20 protein-coding genes are annotated in these 20949 nt (G+C 63.2%); 8 read left to right on the top strand and 12 right to left on the bottom strand.

Going from position 1 to position 20949, the window contains the following annotated elements:
- Positions 1-75 precede the first annotated feature (75 nt).
- From betA to betI, 4 genes are read right to left on the bottom strand one after another with little or no spacing between them, the layout of a single operon-like run.
- The gene (gene betA / locus MESAU_RS24295; RefSeq protein WP_015318670.1) at positions 76-1728 is read right to left on the bottom strand and encodes a choline dehydrogenase; all 1653 of its coding nucleotides are present in this window, start codon (positions 1726-1728) and stop codon (positions 76-78) included.
- A complete protein-coding gene (locus MESAU_RS24290) occupies positions 1721-2725 on the bottom strand; it encodes a threonine/serine dehydratase family protein (protein ID WP_041163494.1) in 1005 nt (334 codons plus the stop codon). The genes betA and MESAU_RS24290 overlap by 8 nt, the downstream gene beginning before the upstream one ends.
- Positions 2722-4251, bottom strand: coding sequence for a choline-sulfatase (gene betC, locus MESAU_RS24285; protein ID WP_015318668.1), 1530 nt, complete (start codon positions 4249-4251; stop codon positions 2722-2724). Before betC ends, MESAU_RS24290 begins: the two co-directional genes overlap by 4 nt.
- Positions 4248-4838 carry a choline-binding transcriptional repressor BetI gene (betI, locus tag MESAU_RS24280; protein WP_015318667.1) on the bottom strand — a complete coding sequence of 197 codons (591 nt, stop codon included), beginning with the start codon at positions 4836-4838 and terminating at the stop codon, positions 4248-4250. The genes betC and betI overlap by 4 nt, the downstream gene beginning before the upstream one ends.
- A 194-nt stretch (positions 4839-5032) precedes the next feature.
- Here betI and MESAU_RS24275 point away from each other — a divergent pair, with 194 nt between their 5' ends.
- Both MESAU_RS24275 and MESAU_RS24270 read left to right on the top strand, forming a co-directional pair.
- Entirely contained in the window at positions 5033-6199 is a 1167-nt protein-coding gene (locus MESAU_RS24275) for an acetyl-CoA acetyltransferase (RefSeq protein WP_015318666.1), read from the top strand.
- A 27-nt stretch (positions 6200-6226) separates the two neighbouring features.
- Positions 6227-7231, top strand: coding sequence for an asparaginase (locus MESAU_RS24270; RefSeq protein WP_015318665.1), 1005 nt, complete (start codon positions 6227-6229; stop codon positions 7229-7231).
- A 9-nt stretch (positions 7232-7240) separates the two neighbouring features.
- On the opposite strand, the gene MESAU_RS24265 is transcribed toward MESAU_RS24270, so the two are convergent.
- Entirely contained in the window at positions 7241-8617 is a 1377-nt protein-coding gene (locus MESAU_RS24265; RefSeq protein WP_015318664.1) for a TIGR03808 family TAT-translocated repetitive protein, read from the bottom strand.
- A 117-nt stretch (positions 8618-8734) separates the two neighbouring features.
- Between MESAU_RS24265 and greA the strand changes: the two genes are divergently transcribed.
- On the top strand, positions 8735-9208 hold the full coding sequence (greA, locus tag MESAU_RS24260) for a transcription elongation factor GreA (protein ID WP_015318663.1): 474 nt from the start codon (positions 8735-8737) through the stop codon (positions 9206-9208).
- Here greA and MESAU_RS24255 read toward each other — a convergent pair.
- From MESAU_RS24255 to MESAU_RS24240, 4 genes are all read right to left on the bottom strand, one after another.
- The gene (locus MESAU_RS24255) at positions 9205-9591 is read right to left on the bottom strand and encodes a type II toxin-antitoxin system death-on-curing family toxin (RefSeq protein ID WP_015318662.1); all 387 of its coding nucleotides are present in this window, start codon (positions 9589-9591) and stop codon (positions 9205-9207) included. The genes greA and MESAU_RS24255 overlap by 4 nt on opposite strands.
- Complete coding sequence (locus MESAU_RS24250; protein ID WP_015318661.1) at positions 9588-9818, bottom strand: AbrB/MazE/SpoVT family DNA-binding domain-containing protein; 231 nt, start codon at positions 9816-9818, stop codon at positions 9588-9590. The genes MESAU_RS24255 and MESAU_RS24250 overlap by 4 nt, the downstream gene beginning before the upstream one ends.
- Before the next feature lie 74 nt (positions 9819-9892).
- Entirely contained in the window at positions 9893-12013 is a 2121-nt protein-coding gene (gene scpA / locus MESAU_RS24245) for a methylmalonyl-CoA mutase (RefSeq protein WP_041163493.1), read from the bottom strand.
- The gene (locus tag MESAU_RS24240) at positions 12010-13452 is read right to left on the bottom strand and encodes a methylmalonyl-CoA mutase subunit beta (RefSeq protein WP_015318659.1); all 1443 of its coding nucleotides are present in this window, start codon (positions 13450-13452) and stop codon (positions 12010-12012) included. Before MESAU_RS24240 ends, scpA begins: the two co-directional genes overlap by 4 nt.
- A 341-nt stretch (positions 13453-13793) precedes the next feature.
- Between MESAU_RS24240 and MESAU_RS24235 the strand changes: the two genes are divergently transcribed.
- Positions 13794-15341 (top strand): helicase HerA-like C-terminal domain-containing protein, encoded by a 1548-nt coding sequence (locus tag MESAU_RS24235; protein WP_015318658.1) that lies wholly within the window; start codon positions 13794-13796, stop codon positions 15339-15341.
- A 53-nt stretch (positions 15342-15394) separates the two neighbouring features.
- Here MESAU_RS24235 and MESAU_RS24230 read toward each other — a convergent pair whose 3' ends face one another.
- Together MESAU_RS24230 and MESAU_RS24225 are read right to left on the bottom strand one after the other, a co-directional pair.
- On the bottom strand, positions 15395-16222 hold the full coding sequence (locus MESAU_RS24230; protein WP_015318657.1) for a L,D-transpeptidase: 828 nt from the start codon (positions 16220-16222) through the stop codon (positions 15395-15397).
- A gap of 170 nt (positions 16223-16392) precedes the next feature.
- Positions 16393-17055 carry a haloacid dehalogenase type II gene (locus tag MESAU_RS24225; RefSeq protein WP_015318656.1) on the bottom strand — a complete coding sequence of 221 codons (663 nt, stop codon included), beginning with the start codon at positions 17053-17055 and terminating at the stop codon, positions 16393-16395.
- Positions 17056-17210: 155 nt separating this feature from the next.
- Between MESAU_RS24225 and MESAU_RS24220 the strand changes: the two genes are divergently transcribed.
- The 4 genes from MESAU_RS24220 to MESAU_RS24205 all read left to right on the top strand — a co-directional run bounded on the left by MESAU_RS24220 (position 17211) and on the right by MESAU_RS24205 (position 20419).
- Positions 17211-18089, top strand: a complete 879-nt coding sequence (locus MESAU_RS24220; RefSeq protein ID WP_015318655.1) for a branched-chain amino acid aminotransferase — start codon at positions 17211-17213, stop codon at positions 18087-18089.
- Between the two features lie 172 nt (positions 18090-18261).
- Positions 18262-18864 carry a superoxide dismutase gene (locus MESAU_RS24215; protein ID WP_015318654.1) on the top strand — a complete coding sequence of 201 codons (603 nt, stop codon included), beginning with the start codon at positions 18262-18264 and terminating at the stop codon, positions 18862-18864.
- A gap of 157 nt (positions 18865-19021) precedes the next feature.
- On the top strand, positions 19022-19459 hold the full coding sequence (locus MESAU_RS24210) for a c-type cytochrome (RefSeq protein WP_015318653.1): 438 nt from the start codon (positions 19022-19024) through the stop codon (positions 19457-19459).
- Between the two features lie 9 nt (positions 19460-19468).
- Positions 19469-20419, top strand: a complete 951-nt coding sequence (locus MESAU_RS24205) for a cytochrome c (protein ID WP_015318652.1) — start codon at positions 19469-19471, stop codon at positions 20417-20419.
- Here the strand turns inward: MESAU_RS24205 and MESAU_RS24200 are convergent.
- Positions 20416-20817 (bottom strand): SET domain-containing protein, encoded by a 402-nt coding sequence (locus tag MESAU_RS24200; RefSeq protein ID WP_015318651.1) that lies wholly within the window; start codon positions 20815-20817, stop codon positions 20416-20418. The two genes, MESAU_RS24205 and MESAU_RS24200, sit on opposite strands and share 4 nt — an antisense overlap.
- Positions 20818-20949: the final 132 nt, after the last annotated feature.

Genomic DNA, 20949 nt, shown 5'->3' with positions numbered 1-20949 from the left:
TCTCCAATCGTTGTGCCCAAGACGGCTATTGGGCGGGCGCCTGTCGGGCAGCTCACTCTATCGGCGGATCATGGCCTATCTGTCGGAAGCCTGCCAGCGCGGATTGATCCATGGTTCCTGGTTGGACGGCGCGAGCGGCGTGCGGCCAAGGATGTGATCGGACGCTTTTTCGCCGGTCATGATCGATGGCGCGTTGAGGTTGCCGTTGGTCACGCGCGGGAAGATCGAGGAGTCGGCGACCCGCAATCCGTCGACGCCGATGACCCGGCATTCCGGATCGACCACGCTCGATTGATCATCGACGCGGCCCATTCGGCAGGTGCCGCAGGGGTGGTAGGCGCTTTCGGCATGGTCGCGGATGAACACGTCGAGATCGTCGTCCGACTGGACATGGCTGCCCGGCGAGAGTTCCTGTCCGCGATAGGCATCGAAGGCCGACTGGCCGAAGATCTCGCGGGTCAGGCGGATGCAGTGGCGGAACTCCGCCCAGTCGTCCGGATGCGACATGTAGTTGAAGCGGATGACCGGCTTCGCTTTCGGATCCGGCGAGCGCAGCGTCACCGAGCCGCGCGACTTCGAGCGCATCGGTCCGACATGCGCCTGGAAGCCGTGCGACTTCGCCGCCGCCTTGCCGTCGTAACGCACCGCCGCCGGGATGAAGTGGTACTGGATGTCGGGATAGTCGACGCCTGCCTGCGAGCGCACGAAGGCGGCCGCCTCGAAATGATTGGTGGCGCCAAGGCCCGATTTGAAGAACAGCCACTGCGCCCCGATCATCGCCTTGGAGAACGGGTTCAGCACTGAATTCAGCGTGATCGGTTTGGTCGATTCCTGCTGGATGTAGAGCTCCAGATGGTCCTGCAGGTTGCCGCCGACGCCAGGCCGGTCGGCCACGACGGCAATGCCGTTTTCGTGCAAATGCCCGGCCGGGCCGATACCGGACAGCATCAGGATCTTCGGCGAGTTGATCGACGACGCCGCGACGATTACTTCACGTCGCGCCTTAACGACCTGAATCTGTTTGTGAGCTTCGATCTCGACGCCGATGGCGCGTTGATTCTCGATGATCACCCGGCGCGCAAAGCCTTTGACCAGTCTGACGTTTTTGCGCCGGAGCGCCGGCTTCAGATAGGCTGATGCCGCCGACCAGCGGCGGCCGCCCAGAATGGTCTGCTCCATCGGGCCGAAGCCTTCCTGCTTGGCGCCATTGTAGTCGTCGGTCAGTTCAAACCCTGCCTGGCGGCCCGCTTCGACGAAGGCGCCATAGAGCGGATTGCGCCGGGAGCCGCGCTGCACATGCAGCGGGCCGCCGTGCCCGCGCCAGCCATCCTCGCCGCCATCTGAATCCTCCATGCGTTTGAAGTAGGGCAGCACGTCGGCGAAGCCCCAGCCGGCCGCGCCCTGTTCGGCCCAATGGTCGAAGTCGCGGGCGTGGCCGCGCACATAGACCATGCCGTTGATCGAGGACGAGCCGCCGATCACCTTGCCGCGCGGCGTCGCCAGCACGCGGCCACCCAGATGCGGTTCCGGTTCACTGGCGAATCCCCAGTCGTAGAGGCTCATGTTGAGCGGTATCGACAGCGCCGAAGGCATCTGGATCAGCGGCCCGATATCAGTGCCGCCGAATTCGATGACGATGACCGAATGCTTGCCGTCTTCCGACAAGCGATAGGCCATGGCCGAGCCGGCGGAGCCGGAGCCGATGATAACGAAATCCGCTTCAAGCATGGTTCATATGCGCCATAAAATCGGCGAGCGAAACGTTGCCGCCGGTAGCCACCACCAGGACGGTTTTTCCCGCCACATCCACCTTGCCACCGAGCAATGCCGCCAGCGACGCCGCACCTGACGGTTCGAGCACCAGCTTCATCCGCTCGAAAGCGATCCGCATCGCGCGCCGCACCGACTGATCGTCGACCGTGATGCCGCGCACGCCAGCGGTCTTGACCGCGGCGAACGGCGCGTCGCCGGGCCGGCGCGACATCAGTCCGTCGCAGATCGATTTCGGACCGATCGGCATGGTCTCGATGCTGCCATGCGCCAGTGAAGAGCCCATGCCGTCGAACCCTTCGGGCTCTACGCCGATGATCTCGGTCGCCGGCGACAGATAGTGGAAGGCGAGCGAAACGCCGCCGATCAGCCCACCGCCGCCGACCGAGCAGAACAAGAGATCGGCGCTGGCATCCTTACCCGACAGCTGGTCGAGCGCTTCGAGGCCGGCACCCGCCTGACCGGCGACGATCTCGGGATCGTCGAATGGATGCAGGAGCGCTAGCCCTTCTGTTTCAGCGATTTCGCGCGCCTTGGCCGCCGCGACCTCTTCACGCGCGCGATCGTCATGGTCGGTCAGCACGACGCGCGCGCCATAACCCGCGGTAGCATCGCGCTTGGCGGCCGGCGCGTCGATCGGCATGACGATGGTCACGGGAATGCCGAGCGCCTGGCCGGCCGCGGCCAGCCCTTGCGCGAAATTGCCCGAGGAATAGGCGACGACGCCCTTCTTCGCCTCGTCGGGCGAAAGCCGCTTCAGCCGCCAATAAGCGCCGCGAACCTTGAAGGATCCGGCCCATTGCAGCGATTCCGGCTTGATGAAGACCCGGGCCGCGCCGGTTTCTCTGGCGAGCGCCGCCGATTCCAGCAGCGGCGTGACCTGTGTCGCCCGTGACGTTACCGCGTAGGCCTGCCTGAGATGGTCGAGAGTGGGAACGAGAAGGTCTGCCATCATTCGCCTCGCGGATACCTTTTGCTCTCTTCGAGATTGTCGAGGTTCATGTGATTGCGCATGTACCGCTCTGACGCTTTCTGCAACGGCTGGAAATCCCAAGGGTAGTAGGCGCCGTTGCGCAGCGCCGGATAGACGACCCAGCGGCGTGCCTGGTTTTCGCGCACGGCGGCATCGAAGCCGGCCATGTCCCAACGCGCCCGGACCTTTTCCAGGAATGCCGCCACAAGACCCGCATTGGCGGGGTCGTCGGCCAGATTGTCCCGCTCGAGCGGATCGGCTTCGAGATCGAACAATTGCGGCGGATCGAGTTCGCAATGGACGAATTTGTACCTGCCTTCGCGGATTGCCACCAAGGGCGCATAGGAGCCCTCCGCCGCGTACTCGATCAGCACCGGTGTCGTGCGCTGCCCGCCCTTGGTGAGCGGCAGCAGCGACTGGCCGTCGGTCCACGGCGCGATCGCCCCGATGTCGATGCCGGCAAGGTCGCAAAGCGTTGGTGCTACGTCGAGATTGGAGACCGGCGCCTCGATCAGCCCGGCACGAATGCCCTTGCCGGCAATCATCAACGGCACTCGCGCCGAGCCTTCGAAGAAGCTCATCTTGAACCACAGGCCTCGCTCGCCGAGCATGTCGCCGTGATCCGAGCAGAACAGGATGATCGTGTCGTCGAGCATGCGCGTCCGCGTGAGAACGTCGAGGAGCTCGCCGACCTTGTCGTCGACATAGGAGATGTTGGCGAAATAGCCGCGCCGCGAACGACGCACCTCTTCAGGCGTGATCTCGAAAGAGGGATAGTCGCTGGCATGGTACAGCCGCCGAGAATGCGGATCCTGCTCGTCTTCAGCGATGTACCCGGTTTCCGGATCCAGCACCTGGCAATGCTCATAGAGATCCCAATACTGCTTGCGCGCGACATAGGGATCGTGCGGATGCGACAGCGAGACGGTGAGGCACCAGGGCCGATGGCTCGCATCGTCCTGTTCGCGCGAAAGCTGATAGAGCTTCTGAGACGCGAGGAACACGACCTCGTCGTCATACTCCATCTGGTTGGTTGTTTCCGCAACGCCGGCGCCGGTCACCGAACCCAGATTATGATACCACCACTCGATGCGCTCACCGGGTTTGCGGTAGTCCGGCGTCCAGCCGAAATCCGCCGGATAGATGTCGGTGGTCAGCCGTTCCTCGAAACCGTGCAGCTGATCCGGTCCGACGAAATGCATCTTGCCCGACAGGCAGGTGTAGTAGCCGGCCGCACGCAAATGATGGGCGAAGGTCGGGATCGACGAGGCGAACTCGGCGGCATTGTCATAGACCCCGGTGCGCGACGGCAACTGGCCGCTCATAAACGACGCACGGCCCGGCGCGCAGAGTGGCGAGGCGGTGTAGTTGTTGGCAAAGCGCGCCGAACGCGCCGCCAGTGCCTTCAAATGCGGTGTGTGCAGAAATTCCGCCGGCCCATCCGGGAACAAGGTCCCGTTGAGCTGGTCGACCATGACGATCAGGAAATTGGGTCGCTTCGCTGTCACTGCTTGTGCCGTCCGCCAAGTTTGGTTTCGAGATAATCTTCGACCAGCGCGATCGCGGTCGCGGCGTCAGGCACGCCATCCTTCAGCGCGCGCCTGATGTAGAGCCCGTCGATCATCGCCGCCGTCGCTTCCGCGGCGCGGTCGGCCTCGGTCCTCGGCAGGATACCGGTCAATCCACTCATCAGGTTGGAATGCAGCCGCCGGGCATAGATTCTGAGCAGCCGGCGCAGCGAAGACGATTGCTGCGCCTCGACATAGAAAGCGAGCCAGGCGGCAATGGTTTCGGCCTGGAACTGGACATCGGAGAAGTTGACGGCGACCACGGCCGAGACGCGCTCGCGCGCGGTGCCGGCGCACTGCAAGGCGCGGCGCATATCGATGGTCAGTTCGGCCAGGATGTGCCGCATCGTCGCGAACAGCAGCTCGTCCTTGGCGCCGAAATAGTGGTGGGCGAGCGCCGAAGACACACCGGCGCGTCCGGCGATCTCGGACATGGTCACGTCAAGCGAGCCACGCTCGCCGATCGCCGAGATCGTCGCGTCGATGAGCGCCCTGCGGCGCAATGGCTCCATTCCGACTTTTGGCATGCCGTTTCCGATTTTTGCGGGAGATTATTTTTTATTGACGCGTCAATCAATAAAAAATCGACCTCGACGCGACCTGTACCAAGCGATTGTTGCGTTGCGGCCCTTCACGGCCCGGGCGAGAATGTTTATATTTGAACAATAAAGGCGAAGTGCGTCACGAGCCGTGGGCGCTGGCGCCAAGGATGGAGACCGCCATGACCGCATGCATCGTTGGCTGGGCGCATTCGCGCTTCGGCAAGCTTGAGGGCGAGACGCTCGAAAACCTGATCGTCAAGGTCGCGACGGACGCGCTCGACCATGCCGGCATTGGCCCGGACGAGGTCGACGAGATCGTGCTCGGCCATTTCAATGCCGGTTTTTCGGCGCAGGATTTCACGGCAAGCCTGGTTCTCCAGGCGGACGACCGGCTGCGCTTCAAGCCGGCGACACGCGTCGAGAACGCTTGCGCCACCGGTTCGGCGGCGGTCAGGCAAGGTATCCGCGCCATTGATGCAAACGCCGCCCGCATCGTGCTGGTGGTTGGCGCCGAGCAGATGACGACGACGCCCGGGCCCGAAATCGGCAAGAATTTGCTGAAAGCTTCCTATCTGCCCGAGGACGGCGACACGCCAGCCGGCTTCGCCGGCGTCTTCGGCAAGATCGCGCAGGCCTATTTCCAGCGCTATGGCGACCAGTCGGATGCGCTCGCCATGATCGCTGCCAAGAACCACAAGAATGGCGTCGACAATCCCTATGCGCAGATGCGCAAGGATTTCGGCTATGACTTCTGCCGGCAGGAGAGCGAGAAAAACCCGTTCGTCGCAGGACCCTTGAAGCGCACCGACTGCTCGCTGGTCTCCGACGGCGCCGCTGCCCTTGTCCTTGCCGACACGGCAACGGCGCTGAAGATGCGCCGCGCGGTCGCCTTCCGCGCCAACGAGCATGTGCAGGATTTCCTGCCGATGTCGAAGCGCGACATCCTGACCTTCGAAGGCTGCGAACAGGCCTGGACCCGCGCGCTGAAGAACGCCGGCGTAACGCTCGACGATCTCTCCTTCGTCGAAACGCATGACTGCTTCACTATCGCCGAATTGATCGAGTATGAAGCGATGGGACTGGCCAAGCCGGGTGAGGGCGCCAAACTGGCGCTGGATGGCACAACGGCAAAAGACGGCGGCCTGCCGGTCAATCCCTCCGGCGGACTGAAGGCCAAGGGCCATCCGATCGGCGCCACCGGCGTATCCATGCATGTCTTGACCGCCATGCAGCTTGTCGGCGAAGCCGGCGGCATCCAGGTGCCGGGCGCGAAACTCGGCGGCATCTTCAACATGGGCGGTGCGGCGGTCGCCAACTACGTTTCCATTCTCGACCGGATCAGGTAAACCGCCCCGGCATTCGCGGGAGGTAGCATGGCAAATCCGGTTCTGATCGAAGTTTTGCGCGGCGCCATTGTCGAGAGCGCCCATCGCGGCGCCGTCGCCGTCTTCGATGCCGACGGCAAGCCGGTGCTGGAGATCGGCGATACGTCGAAGCCGGTCTTTCCGCGTTCCGCCGTAAAGGCGATCCAGGCCCTGCCGCTTGTCGAAACGGGTGCCGCGGATGCCTATGGCTTCGGCAATCGCGAACTGGCGCTGGCCTGTGCCTCCCACTCCGGCGAGCCGGCGCATGTCGAAGTGGCGCGGTCCATGCTGGCCAGGGCCGGGCTGGACGGGTCGGCGCTCGAATGCGGGGTCCACTGGCCCTCGAACCATGACGCGGAGATTGCGCTCGCGCGTGCCGGCGGCTCACCGAATGCGTTGCATAACAATTGTTCCGGCAAGCACTCCGGTTTCCTCTGTACCTGCGTTCATTTGGGCATCGCGCATCGCGGCTATGTCAGACCGGATCACGCCCTGCAGGAAATGGTGCGCGACGCCATGCAGGCAGTCACCGGCGCTGTCCACGGCCCCGACGAACGCGCGGTCGACGGCTGCTCGATTCCGACCTATGCGGTGCCGCTCAGGAGTTTCGCGCTCGGCTTTGCTCGCATGGCCACGGCCCAAGGCTTTGGCCCGGAGCGGGCGAAGGCCGCGAAGCGGCTGCTTTCGGCCTGCATGGCGGAGCCGTTCTTCGTGGCCGGCACCGGCCGCGCGGACCTGTTGCTGATGGAAGCCGCTCCGAGGCGAATTTTTGCGAAAGGCGGGGCCGAGGGCGTCCATTGTGCCGCAATTCCGGAACTCGGCCTCGGCATCGCGGTCAAATGCGATGACGGTGCCGGGCGCGCCGGCGATGCAATCGCCGCCGCGGTCCTCGCCAGGCTGCTGCGGGCGGACGAGGCCTTGGCGGCGAAGCTGCTCGAACTGGCGAATGCGCCTATCGAAAGCCGGATTGGCGCCAAGGTCGGGGCGCTGAGGCCGACGCCGGCCCTGAATTGAAGGCGGTAATCAGCTGACGCGGTTGCGCTCGACGGTTAAGTGCGCATAGCCGCTGCTGCTGGTCTGGGTGAGGTCTGATGTCACCGGCTCGGCCCAGCGCTGGCCGACAACCGCTCCGTTCGACGCGCCATCGATGACGTTGTCGGAGATGACGGCCGTGCCGGCACCTTCGACCACACTGACGACGATGCCGGTGCCTGCCTTGCGAATGATGTTGCCGGTGGCCACGACGTTGCGCAGATACGGCCCCCAGCCGATCGACATGCCGTAGAGCGGCGCGTTCTCGATGACGTTGTTGGAAGCGACGGTGTCGGCCTCGACGGCGATCCCAACGCCGAAGCCGGGTGGATCCGCGGTATAGGGGCCTGATGTCGACAGATTGCGCACGATGTTGCCGGAGCAGATACCCATGCGGCCGCCTTCGTTGAAGTTGACGATCGAGATGCCGTTGGCCGCGCCGTCGACGATGTTGTTGGAAATGACGGCGCCTTCGAACGAGAACTCGGAATAGACCGCGGTCTCGCCCGAGCGCGAGCAGGTGTTGCCCGATATCTGCAAATTGCTGGAACTGTTGGCCCGGATCGCCGAGAAGGCGCAGTCGGAGACCACATTGCCCGAGATGACGACATTGCCGGCGCGGAAGGCATTGATGCCGTTGCCGTTCTGGCCTGTACCGCCGCTGCGCGCGCCAATGCGTTCGACGCGGTTGCCGGTGACCATGGTGCTGTCTTCCGCAGCTTGCCAGCGATGCACCAGGATGCCGCCATTGGCGCAATCGGAGACGGTGTTGCCTGATATCGCCAGCCCTGCCGCCTCCACCGAATAGATGCCGGCGTCCGCCGCCCCGGATATGTCCGAACGTTCGATCCGGCCCGTCGCATGTTCCAGCGCCAGCCCATTCTTGCCGCTGCCTGTGATCTGGCAGTTGTCCACCACCAGATGCGCCACCCGGCGCAGATCGAGCAGTCCTTGCGCGTAGTCGCCCATCGAGCGGTTCGCGCCGTCGAAAACCAGTCCGCTGAGTTCGATATGGTCGGCGTGTTCGGCCATGAACAAATGGCCGTCGCCGCCATAGACGATCCGCGTCGCGCCCGGCACGCCGGAAAGACGCACGCGACCAGGCAGCGAGAGATTGGACACCACATAGGTGCCGGGCGGCAGGAAGACCGGCATGTCACGGCCATTCGCGTCGCGCAGCAGCTTGGCGAAGGCCTTGCTCTGGTCGTCAAACGTACCGGGCTGGACGCCAAGTTCGGTGGCGTTGATCGAGCCGCGCATCGAGGCTTTCTCGATGCCGGTCAGGCTGGCGGCCGCCGCCTTGCCGAGCGCGAGGCCCATGACGGCAAAGCAGGTGGTCTGCGTCAGCAGGGTTCGTCTGTTCAACATCGGCACAGAATCCCAGTGTTCCGCCCCGACACCGCAGGAATCATGCCAGACGTTCAACGCGCCTCTTCTCGGCGGCAATGACTTGTCGGGCGGCCACTCGGCGCCTAAGTTCAGGGGATGAGCAGAGCTTTTACCCGCGAAGAAGACAGCGAAAACGCGATCGCCGGTGTTGGCGAGCGGCCGATCAGCACGCACCGGAACCTGGTGACGGAGCGCGGCCTGGCGCAGATCGACGACAATCTGGCCGATCTGCGCGATATCATGGCGAAAGCGGAGCGGAAAGCCGACCGCGAGCGCATCGCGGTCGTGTCGCGCGATCTGCGCTACTGGACCGCGCGACGCGAGAGTGCCGAGCTTTCCGTGCCGGAGCCCGGCAGCGATGTCGTCCGCTTCGGCATGGGTGTCACGCTGCAAAGTGACGACGGCAGGAAGGTGCACTGGAAGATTGTCGGCGAGGATGAAGCCGATCCGGCCAAGGGCAGCATCTCGCACGTCTCGCCTATGGCGGTCGCGCTGTTCGGCAAGAAGGTTGGCGACGTGGCCAGCGTCAACGGCAAGGAGTGGGAGATCGTCAAGCTCTCGGAGAGTTAGTCTTCAAGCTTGACCACATGGTCGCGGAAGAATGCGGCCGCACCCGCTTCGTCTATCTCGCTGGCAGCGACCATCATCACCAGTTGGATGACCTCCTCCTGTTCGGCTTCGATGCTTAATCCGTTGAAATAGAGAAACAAGTCGGCCGCAGCGAAAGCCGTGCGCTTGTTCCCATCGACGAACGGATGGTTCTTTGCGATGCCGAAGAGATAGGCGGCAGCGAGTTCGCTCAGATCCGGCTCGCCGTATGCTTCTTTCTGTTGCGGACGTGCGAGCGCCGATTCCAACAGGCCTTCATCGCGGATGCCCGACGCGCCGCCGTGAAGACGCAACTGCTCGGCATGCATCGCCTCCACGAACTCTCGCGAATGATGTGCCGTCATTTTGCGAGCGCGCGGTAGGCAACCTCGTATTTCCTCATCCGCTCGCGCGCTACCTTCATCTTGCGCTCGAATTCTTCGGCAGAATCTTCCAATCGGCGCAAGCGAAGCTCTTGACCTTCCTGGACGACGACCACGTTGTCGCCTGTCTTGAGATTCAATCGATCGAGAAGCTCTTTCGGCAGAATCACGCCGTCCGAATTACCGATCTTGCGAATTGTGGTGTTCATGATGAAACATCCTGTTGCAACGCTAATTATAACGCGGTGCGCCGGGTGTTGCAACAGATATTATAACAGATTCGTCACGAGGATAGCAGCCGATCCAGCAGCCGCTCCGCCGCTTCCGGAATGACCGTGCCCGGCGGGAAGATTTCCGCCGCGCCGGCTTGCAGCACCGCATCATAGTCCTGCGGCGGGATGACGCCGCCGGCCACGATCAGCATGTCGCCGCGGCCGAGCTTCTTCAGCGTGTCGCGCAATTCTGGGATCAGCGTCAGGTGACCCGCTGCCAGCGATGAGGCGCCGATGATGTGGACGTCATTCTGGACAGCCAGTTTCGCGATCTCTTCCGGCGTTTGGAACATGGCGCCGACGGTAACGTCGAAGCCGAGATCGGCGAAGGCCGTGGCGATCACTTTCTGCCCGCGGTCGTGGCCGTCCTGTCCCATCTTGGCCACGAGGATGCGCGGCTTGCCGCCGTTTTTCTTTTCGAAGGCACCGAGCTTGTCCTGCAGGCGGTCGATCACCGGACTGTCGCCAAGCGCCTTGCGGTAGACACCGGAAATGGTCTGCACCGTGGCCACATGGCGGCCATAAGCTCTTTCCAGGGCGAACGAGATTTCGCCGACAGTGGCATTGGCGCGCGCGGCGCGGATGGCGAACTCCAGGAGGTTGTCCTCGCTCTGTGCGGCACGGGTCAGCGCATCGAGCGCGCTTTCGACGGCGGCGACGTCACGCGTGCCCTTCAGCCGTTGCAGCTTCGAGAGTTGCCGGGCCCTGACCTCGGCATTGTCTATCTTCAGCACGTCGACCTCGATATCGGCTCCGGGGCGATGCGCATTGACGCCGACCAGCATCTGCTCGCCGGAATCGATGCGCGCCTGCGTGCGGGCCGCGGCTTCCTCGATGCGCAGCTTGGGTATGCCCTTTTCGATCGCAGCCGCCATGCCGCCGAGAGCCTCGACCTCCTCGATATGGGCGAGCGCACGCGCCGCCAGATCGTGTGTCAGCCGTTCGAGATAGGCCGAACCACCCCACGGATCGATAATGCGCGTGGTGCCGGATTCCTTCTGCAGGACGAGTTGCGTGTTGCGGGCGATGCGCGCCGAATGGTCGGTCGGCAGCGCCATTGCTTCGTCGAAGGAGTTGGTGTGCAGCGACTGGGTATGCCCCTGGGTCGCGGCCATCGCCTCGATCATGGTGCGGATGATGTTGTTGTAGGGATCCTGTGCCGTCAGCGACCAGCCGGAGGTCTGGCAATGGGTGCGCAGGGACAGCGACCGCTCGTCCTTTGGCGCGAAGTTCTTTTTCATCAGCGTCGCCCACAACAGGCGTGCGGCCCTGAGCTTGGCAACTTCCATGAAGAAATTCATGCCGATCGCCCAGAAGAACGACAGGCGCGGCGCGAAACGGTCGATGTCGAGCCCCGCCGCGACGCCGGCGCGGGCATATTCAATCCCGTCGGCGATCGTATAGGCGAGCTCCAGGTCGGCGGTCGCGCCGGCCTCCTGCATGTGATAGCCGGAGATCGATATCGAGTTGAACTTCGGCATGTTCTTCGAGGTGTAGGAGAAGATGTCCGAAACGATCCGCATCGAGGGCTTCGGCGGATAGATATAGGTGTTGCGGACCATGAACTCCTTCAGAATGTCGTTCTGAATGGTTCCGGCCAAATCCTTCTGCGCGACGCCTTGCTCTTCCGCCGCCACGATGTAGAGCGCCATGATCGGCAGCACCGCGCCGTTCATCGTCATCGACACGGTCATCTCGCCGAGCGGAATGCCGTCGAACAATTGCCGCATGTCGAGGATGGAATCGATAGCCACACCCGCCATGCCGACATCGCCGGCGACGCGCGGATGGTCCGAATCATAGCCGCGGTGCGTGGCGAGATCGAAGGCAACCGAAAGGCCTTTCTGGCCGGCGGCAAGGTTGCGCCGGTAGAAGGCGTTGGATTCTTCGGCGGTCGAAAAACCGGCATATTGCCGGATGGTCCAGGGTTGCTGGACATACATGGTCGGGTAGGGGCCGCGCACGAAGGGCGGCAGGCCCGGATAGGTGTCGAGATGCGACAATCCCTTGAGGTCGCCCTGACTGTACAGCTGCTTGACGACAAGGCCTTCCGGCGTTGTTCGCTGTCCCTTGACCTCGACAGGCGCGCGGCGCGGCGGCACCCAGCCGATCTGACTGAAATCCGGAATCAAGAAGCGGCCCCGATGGATTGATCGATGCGGACCGGAGACAACGCTTCGCACAGGACGACGCCCTCGGTGAAGGCAGGTCGCTTCTCTGCGTCCAGCGTCTCGACCGGGCGCTCGCTTTTCAACGGATAAAGCGTGGCGCCGACAATGGCCCGCTCGTCTGACTTGAAGGCTATGGCGCGATGGGCGGCGGCGTTGCGGACGCGCTGCTGGATATGTCCGTCCCGAAGGCTGGACAGCACGCCACCCTCAGCCTCGATGGCCTGTAATTCCGCCCACGCGGCTTCGCAAAGGTCTGAGGTGAGCGCTTCGACGGCGCCGGAGCCATGGGCGGGATCGGCGACATGATCGACATGGCTTTCATTGGCCATGATCAGCTGCGCGTTGCGCGCGACGCGGCGGGCAAAGGCCGCCGGCAGGCCGTGCGCGATCGTATGCGGCAGGATTGAGATCGAATCGGCGCCTCCCGCCGCCGCGGCGAAGCAGCCGATCGTCGTGCGCAGGATGTTGGTTTCGGAATCCAATGCCGTCATCATGCGAAATGATGTCTCGGCATGGATGTTGGCCGTGGAATTGGGGATCGAGCAGGCCTCCTGCACCCGTGCCCACAGCCTGCGCAGGGCTCGCACCTTGGCCATCGACAGGAACTGGTCCTGGTCGACGCTGAGCGCGAAGCCGATATGAGGCGCGGCATAGACGAGCGGCTGCCGCGCCTTCTCGAACATTCGCAGATACGAGACCGCCGAGGCCAGCATGATGCCGAGTTCCTGCGCTTCCGTGGCGCCGGCATTGTGGAAGACGCGACCGTCCGCCTCCAGAAGCACACCCGGAACGCCCATCGAGAAGAAATGCGCCAGCGATTGCGGCATGGATTCCTGCAGCGCCTCGATCGACATGCGCAGCCGGCCGGTGCCGGCGAGGATAGCAGCCGGATCGATGCCGAAAGACAGGTTGAGCTTTGCCGGATCGGAGCGGCGCTTGCTCAGGAACGCCACCAGCCAGTCGGCCATGGGGCGGCTCCAGGGGTGGGTGTCGATACGGATCTGGACCCGGTTGAGGGGCACGCCCTCCAGCACCGTCTCGAGCGCCTGCGCCGTCCTCGGCAGGCCGTAGCCAAACGCGTTCGGGGCGCCCTCGAAGACGAGCGACAATCCCGTCGCGCCCTGGGCGACATCTTCCAGGACCTGCCTCTTGGCGCGTTCGACATCGGGGTCGTCGACGCGCTGGCTGACGATCCACGGCGATTGAGGATTGGCGCGCACGATCGGTTCCGTTCCGGTCGCGCGTTCATAGAGCGGCTCGACGCGGATGTTGTCGTCGGTATGCGAGACCAGCTTTTTCTCGAAGGAGGCGCCAGCCAACGCTTTTTCCGCCAGGGTCAGCCATCGCTGACGCTCCGCATTCGTTGGCTCAACATCCCTGGTCAAGGCTCCGGCGCCCATTCATCGTCCTCGTTCTATGTGGCCGCACCAGCCCGGGCAGCCTAATCTACGGTCCCCGGTCAGTTATCGCAATGCACGCCCAGGGCTTGAATTCGACCACCTGATATTCGATCCACCTGATATAGGTCGCTTGCGTGGACGGACCATGGACGATTGCCAAACACCGTCGAAATCCGCAAGTTCCAAAATCCGATTTTGGCGATTGGTCCGATTTGGACGATAGCCCTGATTGAACGATTGGTCCTGCCTTGGACAATTGTCATTGTCGCTGTGCGGCAGCCTCACTATACCATCGGGCAAAGGCTGGCTTTAGACACATCAGTTTTGCGGAGACCCGAGCTATGGCTGACGACACCAGTATTTTTATCGGCGCCAGCCGCAAGCCCGACGACAGCTATCAGCGCGCCGAAAACCTGCTGCTGCAATACGGAAATCGCCATGGCCTGGTGACCGGCGCCACCGGTACGGGCAAGACCGTCACCTTGCAGATCCTGGCCGAGGGATTTTCCAACGCCGGCGTTCCGGTCTTCTGCGCCGACATCAAGGGCGACCTTTCCGGTATCGCCATGATGGGCACCGCCCAGGATTTCCTGGTCAAGCGGGCAGAACAGGTCAAGCTCGACCCTTACGACTTCCAGGAATTTCCCGTCATCTTCTGGGATCTGTTCGGCGAGCAGGGTCACCCCATCCGCGCCACCATTTCGGAGATGGGACCGCTGCTTCTGTCGCGGCTGATGAACCTGACCGACGCGCAGGAAGGCATCATGAACATTGCCTTCCGCATTGCCGATGAAGAGGGCCTTCTTCTCCTCGACCTCAAGGACCTGCAGGCGCTGCTCGCCAACATCGCGGAGCGCGCCGAAGAAATCAGCGCCCGTTATGGCAACGTCACCAAGCCGTCGGTGGGGGCGATTCAGCGCACGCTGCTGGTACTTGAGCAGCAGGGCGCGGCGAACTTCTTCGGCGAGCCGGCTTTGCGCATTGCCGACATCATGCGCACCACCCGCGATGGTCGCGGCGCCATCAGCGTGCTGGCCGCCGACAAGCTGATGATGAATCCGCGCCTCTACGCGACGTTCCTGCTCTGGCTGATGTCGGAGCTGTTCGAGGAACTGCCGGAGGTTGGCGACCCCGACAAGCCGAAGCTGGTGTTCTTCTTCGACGAGGCGCACCTCTTGTTCGACGAGGCGCCGAAGGTGCTGATCGACCGGGTCGAGCAGGTGGTCCGCCTGATCCGCTCGAAAGGCGTCGGCGTCTATTTCGTCACGCAAAACCCCTTGGATATCCCCGAAAAGGTCCTGGCCCAGCTCGGCAACCGCGTGCAGCACGCGCTGCGCGCCTACACGCCGCGCGAGCAGCAGGCGGTGAGGACGGCGGCCGAAACCTTCCGGCCCAATCCGGATTTCGACTGCGCCACCGCCATCACCCAGCTCGCCACCGGCGAGGCCCTGGTCTCTACCCTGGAGGCCAAGGGCATTCCGTCCATGGTCCAGCGCACGTTGATCCGTCCGCCGTCATCGCGGCTTGGACCCATCACCCCTGCCGAGCGGCAGAAGCTGATCGGGGAAAGCCCGGTCACCGGCCAGTATGACCAGGTTGTCGATCGCGAATCGGCCTTCGAAATGCTGCAGAAGAAGGCAAAGCAGGCGCAGGACGCCGAGGCGCAGGCGCAGCAGGCCGGCACCGGCGGCTCGCGCTGGACCATTCCAGGCTTCGGCAATGACGATCCCGCGCCGCAGTCCGGTGGCCGGCGCGCGCCTGCGCCGCGCCCCTCCAATCGCCAGACGGTGGCCGAGGCCGCGATCAAGTCGGTGGTGCGCTCGGTCGGCTCGTCGGTTGGACGTGCCATTGTGCGCGGGATTCTGGGTAGTTTGTCGCGGGGACGGTAGGATCGGGGCAGCCGCAACGCCACTGCCCCCTGAAACTCAGAAGCCCCTGAAACTCAGAAGATCGCGTTCGTGACCGCTTTGACTGGGCCGAGCAGCACGGATCCATCCGGCACGCCGGCATCGATCGGGATCGCCTTGTGGTTGGCCGTCGCCACCATCGGCTGGCGAGCGTCGCTGGTCACTATGACCGGCGTCTTCGAGGGCACGCGGTCATAAAGGTCGATAATGTCCTGGTTCATCAGGCGCACGCAGCCCGACGACACCGATTTGCCGATCGAGCGCCATTCCGGCGAGCCGTGCAGGCGATAGAGCGTGTCCACATTGCCCTGGAAGAGATAGAGCGCACGTGCGCCGAGCGGGTTCTTTAGGCCGCCGGGCATGCCGCCATTGTCGGCGCTGTACTGCTTCAATTCCGGCTGGCGGGCGATCATCTCATCCGGCGGCGTCCACTTCGGCCATTTCTGCTTCCACTGGACGACAGCGTCGCCCGACCATTCGAAGCCGGCGCGGCCAAGGCCGACACCATAGCGAATGGCCTGGCCGCCAGGGCGAACCAGATAGAGGAAATGGCCTGTCGTATCGACGACGATGGTCCCCGGCTTCTGCCCGGTCGGGTCGGGTACGATCTGGCGCAGGAACTGCGGATCGATCCTGTCGACGGGGATGGCCGGCAGATCGAAACCGCCATCGTTGACCGCAGCGTACATCGACGCATAGTCGGCGAGCGGAGGCTCGACATACGTTGGTGGCGGCGGCGGCTCGACTGGTCCCGGTCCGGTGGTGGCGCATGCGGAAACCGCGATCGAGGCGGCGCCCAGGGCTGCGGCGTTGAGGAAGCCGCGACGGCTCAGGCGATAGGATTCGATTTCGGTTATGGACATGGCTGCCTTCTTTAAGACTCAAATCGCAACAAAGCGTCAACACGCGACGTTCGCTGCGGGTGCCTGACAACACCTGAGGCGATAGGCGGTTCCGATTCTGGCTCGAACGTGGACAAACAAAGGCGAAGCTGTGACTGCGCCGCCACTGTGGCGCTGGAGCCACAGGTCAGTTAGGCGCCGGATACGAGTGCCTCCAACGATGGCAGGATCAGGGCCGGTGGCAAGTCCTGGTATTCCTCCGGCTGGTTGGAGCGGTTGATCCAGACCGTGCGGAAGCCGAATTTGGTGGCGCCCGCAATGTCCCAGCGGTTGGAGGACTGGAAGGAGACCGCGCCGGGGTAGAGGCGCCATCCCGTGGCGACCATGTCGTAGACAATAGGATCGGTCTTGAAGCGACGCACCGCATCGACCGAATAGATGTCGTCCAGGACCTGGTCGAGTGCCGCCGACTTGACTGCTGCCTGCAGCATTTCGGGCGAACCGTTGGAGAGGATCGCCAGCCTGGCGCCCGAAGCCTTGAGCGCTTTCAGCACGGCCGGCACTTCGGGATAACAGTCCAGCCGCCAGTAGGCTTCCAGAAGTTTCGCCTTGAGGCTCGGATCGGCCGAAGGGACCTTGCGCAAGGCGAAGTCCAGCGCCTGTTCGGTCAGCTGCCAGAAATCGGCATAGGCGCCCATCAGCGTGCGAACCCAGGAATACTCGAGCTGTTTGGCGCGCCAGATTTCGGACAGGAGTTGGCCGTCCGGGCCGATCGCGTCCGCATGGCGGCGCACGGCGGCGTGCACGTCGAACAGCGTGCCATAGGCGTCGAACACGTAGGCGGCGTATTGCATGGCAACAGTTTTGAGGCGAGGCGGGACAAGGTGCAAGCCTTGATTGCAGCGCACCCGTCGCTGGCCTCAACAAAACTCCCCGATGCTGGTTGACGGCGGCGGTCAAAGCATCATCCAATGTTGTCACACAAGATTGACCGGAACGGGAAAACGCGATGACACTGGCGGCGGCGGCGCAATCCGCGACATGGACTTTCGTCGATGGCGATTGGTACGAAGGCAATGTCGCCATTCTGGGGCCGCGCAGCCATGCCATGTGGCTCGGCACCAGCGTGTTCGACGGCGCGCGGTGGTTCGAAGGCGTGGCGCCCGATCTCGAACTTCATGCCGCACGCGTCAATGCCTCGGCGATCGCGCTTGGGCTGGCGCCGAACATGACGCCCGAGCAGATCGTCGGGCTGACCTGGGACGGATTGAAGAAATTCGACGGCAAGACGGCGGTCTACATCAGGCCGATGTACTGGGCCGAGCATGGCGGCTACATGGGCGTGCCGGCCGATCCCGCCTCGACCCGTTTCTGCCTCTGCCTCTATGAATCGCCGATGATCTCACCGACCGGCTTTTCGGTGACCGTGTCGCCATTCCGGCGCCCGACTATCGAAACCATGCCGACCAACGCCAAGGCCGGCTGCCTCTATCCCAACAACGGCCGCGCCATCCTCGAGGCCAAGGCGCGCGGCTTCGACAACGCGCTTGTGCTCGACATGCTGGGCAATGTCGCGGAGACCGGAAGCTCAAACATCTTCCTGGTCAAGGACGGCCATGTGCTGACGCCGGCGCCGAACGGAACCTTCCTGTCCGGCATTACCCGCGCGCGCACGATGACGCTGCTTGGCGACTATGGGTTCACGACGACTGAAAAGACGCTGTCGGTGCGGGATTTCCTCGAAGCGGACGAAATCTTCTCGACCGGCAACCACTCCAAGGTGGTGCCGGTCACCCGCATGGAGGGCCGTGATCTGCAACCCGGCCCGGTGGCCAAGAAGGCACGTGAACTCTATTGGGAGTGGGCGCATTCGACCTCGGCTGGCTGAGATAGCCGGCCTTTTTGTCGCCGCGCGGCTGGTCACAGGAAAAGCATGTGACAGTTCCCGGGAACCCGCTTAGAAAGGGAACCGGCGCTTCACTTCCGGAGTTGCTCCAGCTCAATCCCGACCTATCTTACTCCGGTATCCACACCGGATTTTCCACGAGGGAGTACTACCCATGGCTTTCGAATTGCCCGCTCTGCCCTACGACTATGAGGCCCTGCAGCCCTATATGTCCAAAGAGACGCTGGAGTATCACCACGACAAGCATCACAAGGCCTATGTCGACAACGGCAACAAGCTCGCCGCCGAAGCCGGCCTTGGCGATCTTTCGGTCGAAGAGGTGGTCAAGCAATCGTTCGGCAAGAATGCCGGTCTCTTCAACAATGCTGCCCAGCACTACAATCACATCCATTTCTGGAAATGGATGAAGAAGGGCGGCGGCGGCAACAAGCTCCCTGGCGCGCTGCAGAAGGCTTTCGACAGCGATCTCGGCGGTTACGACAAGTTCAAGGCTGATTTCATTGCCGCCGGCACAACGCAGTTCGGTTCGGGCTGGGCCTGGGTTTCGGTCAAGGACGGCAAGCTGGCGATATCGAAGACGCCGAACGGCGAGAACCCGCTGGTTCATGGCGCATCGCCGATCCTCGGCGTCGACGTCTGGGAGCACTCCTACTACATCGATTATCGCAACGCCCGGCCGAAATACCTCGAGGCCTTCGTAGATAGCCTGATCAACTGGGATCACGTGCTTGAACTCTACGAAAAGGCGAATGCCTGATCAATCTTCCGAAAGGCCCGGCACCCCCGGGCCTTTTCTTTTCGTCTCGAACCCCACGGCTAGGGTCATGCAATTTCATGCGGGAGAATGGGAATATTCCACCTCCCGCATCCGTTAACGTCCTGTCCTGAAATGCCTTCACCACGGAGCCAAATGAATGAGAAAGCTTGTCATCGCCATCTCCATGCTCGCACTCGCCGCATCGGCGGCCTTTGCCGATCCGATCCTCGATCGGCAGGCTCTGATGAAGGAACGCGGAAAGATCGTCGGCGGCCTGTCGAAAGTGGTCAAGGGCGAGGAGCCATTTGATGCCGCCGCGGTGCTGACGCAGTTGCAGGCACTGCAGGCAAATGCCGAGAAGTTCGACGTAGAGGCCTTGTTCCCGAAGGGCACCGACACCGGCGACACCACGGCGGCGCCAAAAATCTGGGAAGACATGGCCGGCTTCAAGGCGACCGAGGACAAGTATCTCGCCGATGTCAAGGCTGCGGTCGCGGCGGCTCCGGCCGACGTCGATGCGCTGAAGACGCAGATCGGCACCATCGGCTCGGACTGTGGTACCTGCCACCAGGGCTACAGGGTCAAAAAGGGCTGATCGCCAGCCATGGCATGGCTGAAGAAGCTCGTCGGCGCGGCCCTCGTCCTGGGCGTCGCCGGCGCGTCGGCGGGGTGGCTGCTGTCGGCACCGGTCACGCTTGATGCGGCGACCCTGGCGCAACTCGGCCCAGGCGATGTTGCCCGGGGCAAGCGCATCTTCTATGCCGGCGGCTGCACCTCCTGCCATGCCAAGCCCGGGTCGCAGGGCGATGCACGGCTTCAGCTCATAGGCGGGCTCGAACTCAAGACGCCATTCGGCATCTTTGTTCCGCCCAATATTTCGCAAGATCCCAAGGACGGCATCGGCGCATGGTCGGCCGGGAATCTCGCTAACGCCATGCTGAAAGGTGTGTCGCCTTCGGGCGAGCATTTCTATCCGGCATTCCCCTATGCCTCCTATGCTCGCATGAAACCGTCAGATGTCGCCGACCTTTACGCTTTCTTGAAGACGCTTCCCGCCGTCGCCGGCAAGGCGCCCGGCAATTCGCTGGCGTTCCCGTTCAGCATCCGGCGCGGCATTGGCCTGTGGAAGCGGCTCTATCTCAGTGACAAGCCTGTCGTGCCCCTGCCTGATGGCGCGCCAGACCCTGTGATGGCAGGCCGCTACCTGGTCGAAGGACCGGGCCATTGCGGCGAATGCCACACGCCGCGCGACCTCGCTGGAGGCACCAGGAAAAGCGAATGGCTGGCCGGTGCGGTGGCCGCCGAGGGCTCGGGCGTCGTGCCGAACATCACTTCGGGCGAGGGAGGTATCGGCAGCTGGTCCGCGTCCGACATCGCAAACTACCTCGAAACCGGATTCACGCCGGACTTCGATTCCGTCGGCGGCGCCATGGTCGACGTGCAGCGCAACATGGCCGAGCTGACGGCGGACGACCGTGCGGCGATTGCTGCCTATCTGAAGGCGGTGCCGCCGCATCCCAACGGCTATCCGGCGCGCAAGAAAAGTACGAACTAATCCTCGGACTGCAGGTGGCGATCGCCGAGGAAATCGAAGCCCGTTTCGAAGAAAAGGTTGTAGTTGCAGGTCATCTCCTCGCCAGGCGCGATGTCGCGCAAGGCGTAGGTCTCCTCGGGCGACGAGACATCGCAATTCGGCTCGTCGTCATGGTTCATGTAGCGGGCGTCGTCGGCTTCGAAGACGATATAGGCGGGATCGCGACGGTCGGGGTAGGAATAGCGGTCGAGGTAGTTCTTCACCGGCCCGGTTTCGCTCTCATAGGTCTCGACGTCGATGATCCGATCGAACCGGGGGTCGAGCTTCCAGACCAGCGTGCCCTTGGCAATATGGTTCTTGGCAAACACACCGATGCCCTGGATCGGCGATTTGTCGAGATAGACGTCGACGAGCAGCATAATGGACCCTTGTGCAAGTGCGGACTTCGTGCCCGGGAAAATCGTGCTTTGGGTAGCGCGCGACCGTCGCAATTGCGAGCGGAAATGAGCCGCGCGGAATTCAAAAAGTGATGATCATCAGGCCTGCCAGCG

Origin of the sequence: Mesorhizobium australicum WSM2073 (assembly GCF_000230995.2) — a bacterium.
GTDB classification, from domain to species: Bacteria; Pseudomonadota; Alphaproteobacteria; order Rhizobiales; family Rhizobiaceae; genus Mesorhizobium; species Mesorhizobium australicum.
The sequence above is the reverse complement of the archived record's forward strand: the minus strand, read 5'-3'. Positions and strand labels throughout refer to the sequence as shown.

Coding starts and splice junctions, on each gene's coding strand:
- betA (WP_015318670.1), bottom strand. CDS start 1,728: ATGCTTGAAGCGGATTTCGTTATCATCGGCTCCGGCTCCGCCGGCTCG.
- MESAU_RS24290 (WP_041163494.1), bottom strand. CDS start 2,725: ATGATGGCAGACCTTCTCGTTCCCACTCTCGACCATCTCAGGCAGGCC.
- betI (WP_015318667.1), bottom strand. CDS start 4,838: ATGCCAAAAGTCGGAATGGAGCCATTGCGCCGCAGGGCGCTCATCGAC.
- MESAU_RS24275 (WP_015318666.1), top strand. CDS start 5,033: ATGACCGCATGCATCGTTGGCTGGGCGCATTCGCGCTTCGGCAAGCTT.
- MESAU_RS24270 (WP_015318665.1), top strand. CDS start 6,227: ATGGCAAATCCGGTTCTGATCGAAGTTTTGCGCGGCGCCATTGTCGAG.
- MESAU_RS24265 (WP_015318664.1), bottom strand. CDS start 8,617: ATGTTGAACAGACGAACCCTGCTGACGCAGACCACCTGCTTTGCCGTC.
- greA (WP_015318663.1), top strand. CDS start 8,735: ATGAGCAGAGCTTTTACCCGCGAAGAAGACAGCGAAAACGCGATCGCC.
- MESAU_RS24255 (WP_015318662.1), bottom strand. CDS start 9,591: ATGACGGCACATCATTCGCGAGAGTTCGTGGAGGCGATGCATGCCGAG.
- MESAU_RS24250 (WP_015318661.1), bottom strand. CDS start 9,818: ATGAACACCACAATTCGCAAGATCGGTAATTCGGACGGCGTGATTCTG.
- MESAU_RS24240 (WP_015318659.1), bottom strand. CDS start 13,452: ATGGGCGCCGGAGCCTTGACCAGGGATGTTGAGCCAACGAATGCGGAG.
- MESAU_RS24235 (WP_015318658.1), top strand. CDS start 13,794: ATGGCTGACGACACCAGTATTTTTATCGGCGCCAGCCGCAAGCCCGAC.
- MESAU_RS24230 (WP_015318657.1), bottom strand. CDS start 16,222: ATGTCCATAACCGAAATCGAATCCTATCGCCTGAGCCGTCGCGGCTTC.
- MESAU_RS24225 (WP_015318656.1), bottom strand. CDS start 17,055: ATGCAATACGCCGCCTACGTGTTCGACGCCTATGGCACGCTGTTCGAC.
- MESAU_RS24220 (WP_015318655.1), top strand. CDS start 17,211: ATGACACTGGCGGCGGCGGCGCAATCCGCGACATGGACTTTCGTCGAT.
- MESAU_RS24215 (WP_015318654.1), top strand. CDS start 18,262: ATGGCTTTCGAATTGCCCGCTCTGCCCTACGACTATGAGGCCCTGCAG.
- MESAU_RS24210 (WP_015318653.1), top strand. CDS start 19,022: ATGAGAAAGCTTGTCATCGCCATCTCCATGCTCGCACTCGCCGCATCG.
- MESAU_RS24205 (WP_015318652.1), top strand. CDS start 19,469: ATGGCATGGCTGAAGAAGCTCGTCGGCGCGGCCCTCGTCCTGGGCGTC.
- MESAU_RS24200 (WP_015318651.1), bottom strand. CDS start 20,817: ATGCTGCTCGTCGACGTCTATCTCGACAAATCGCCGATCCAGGGCATC.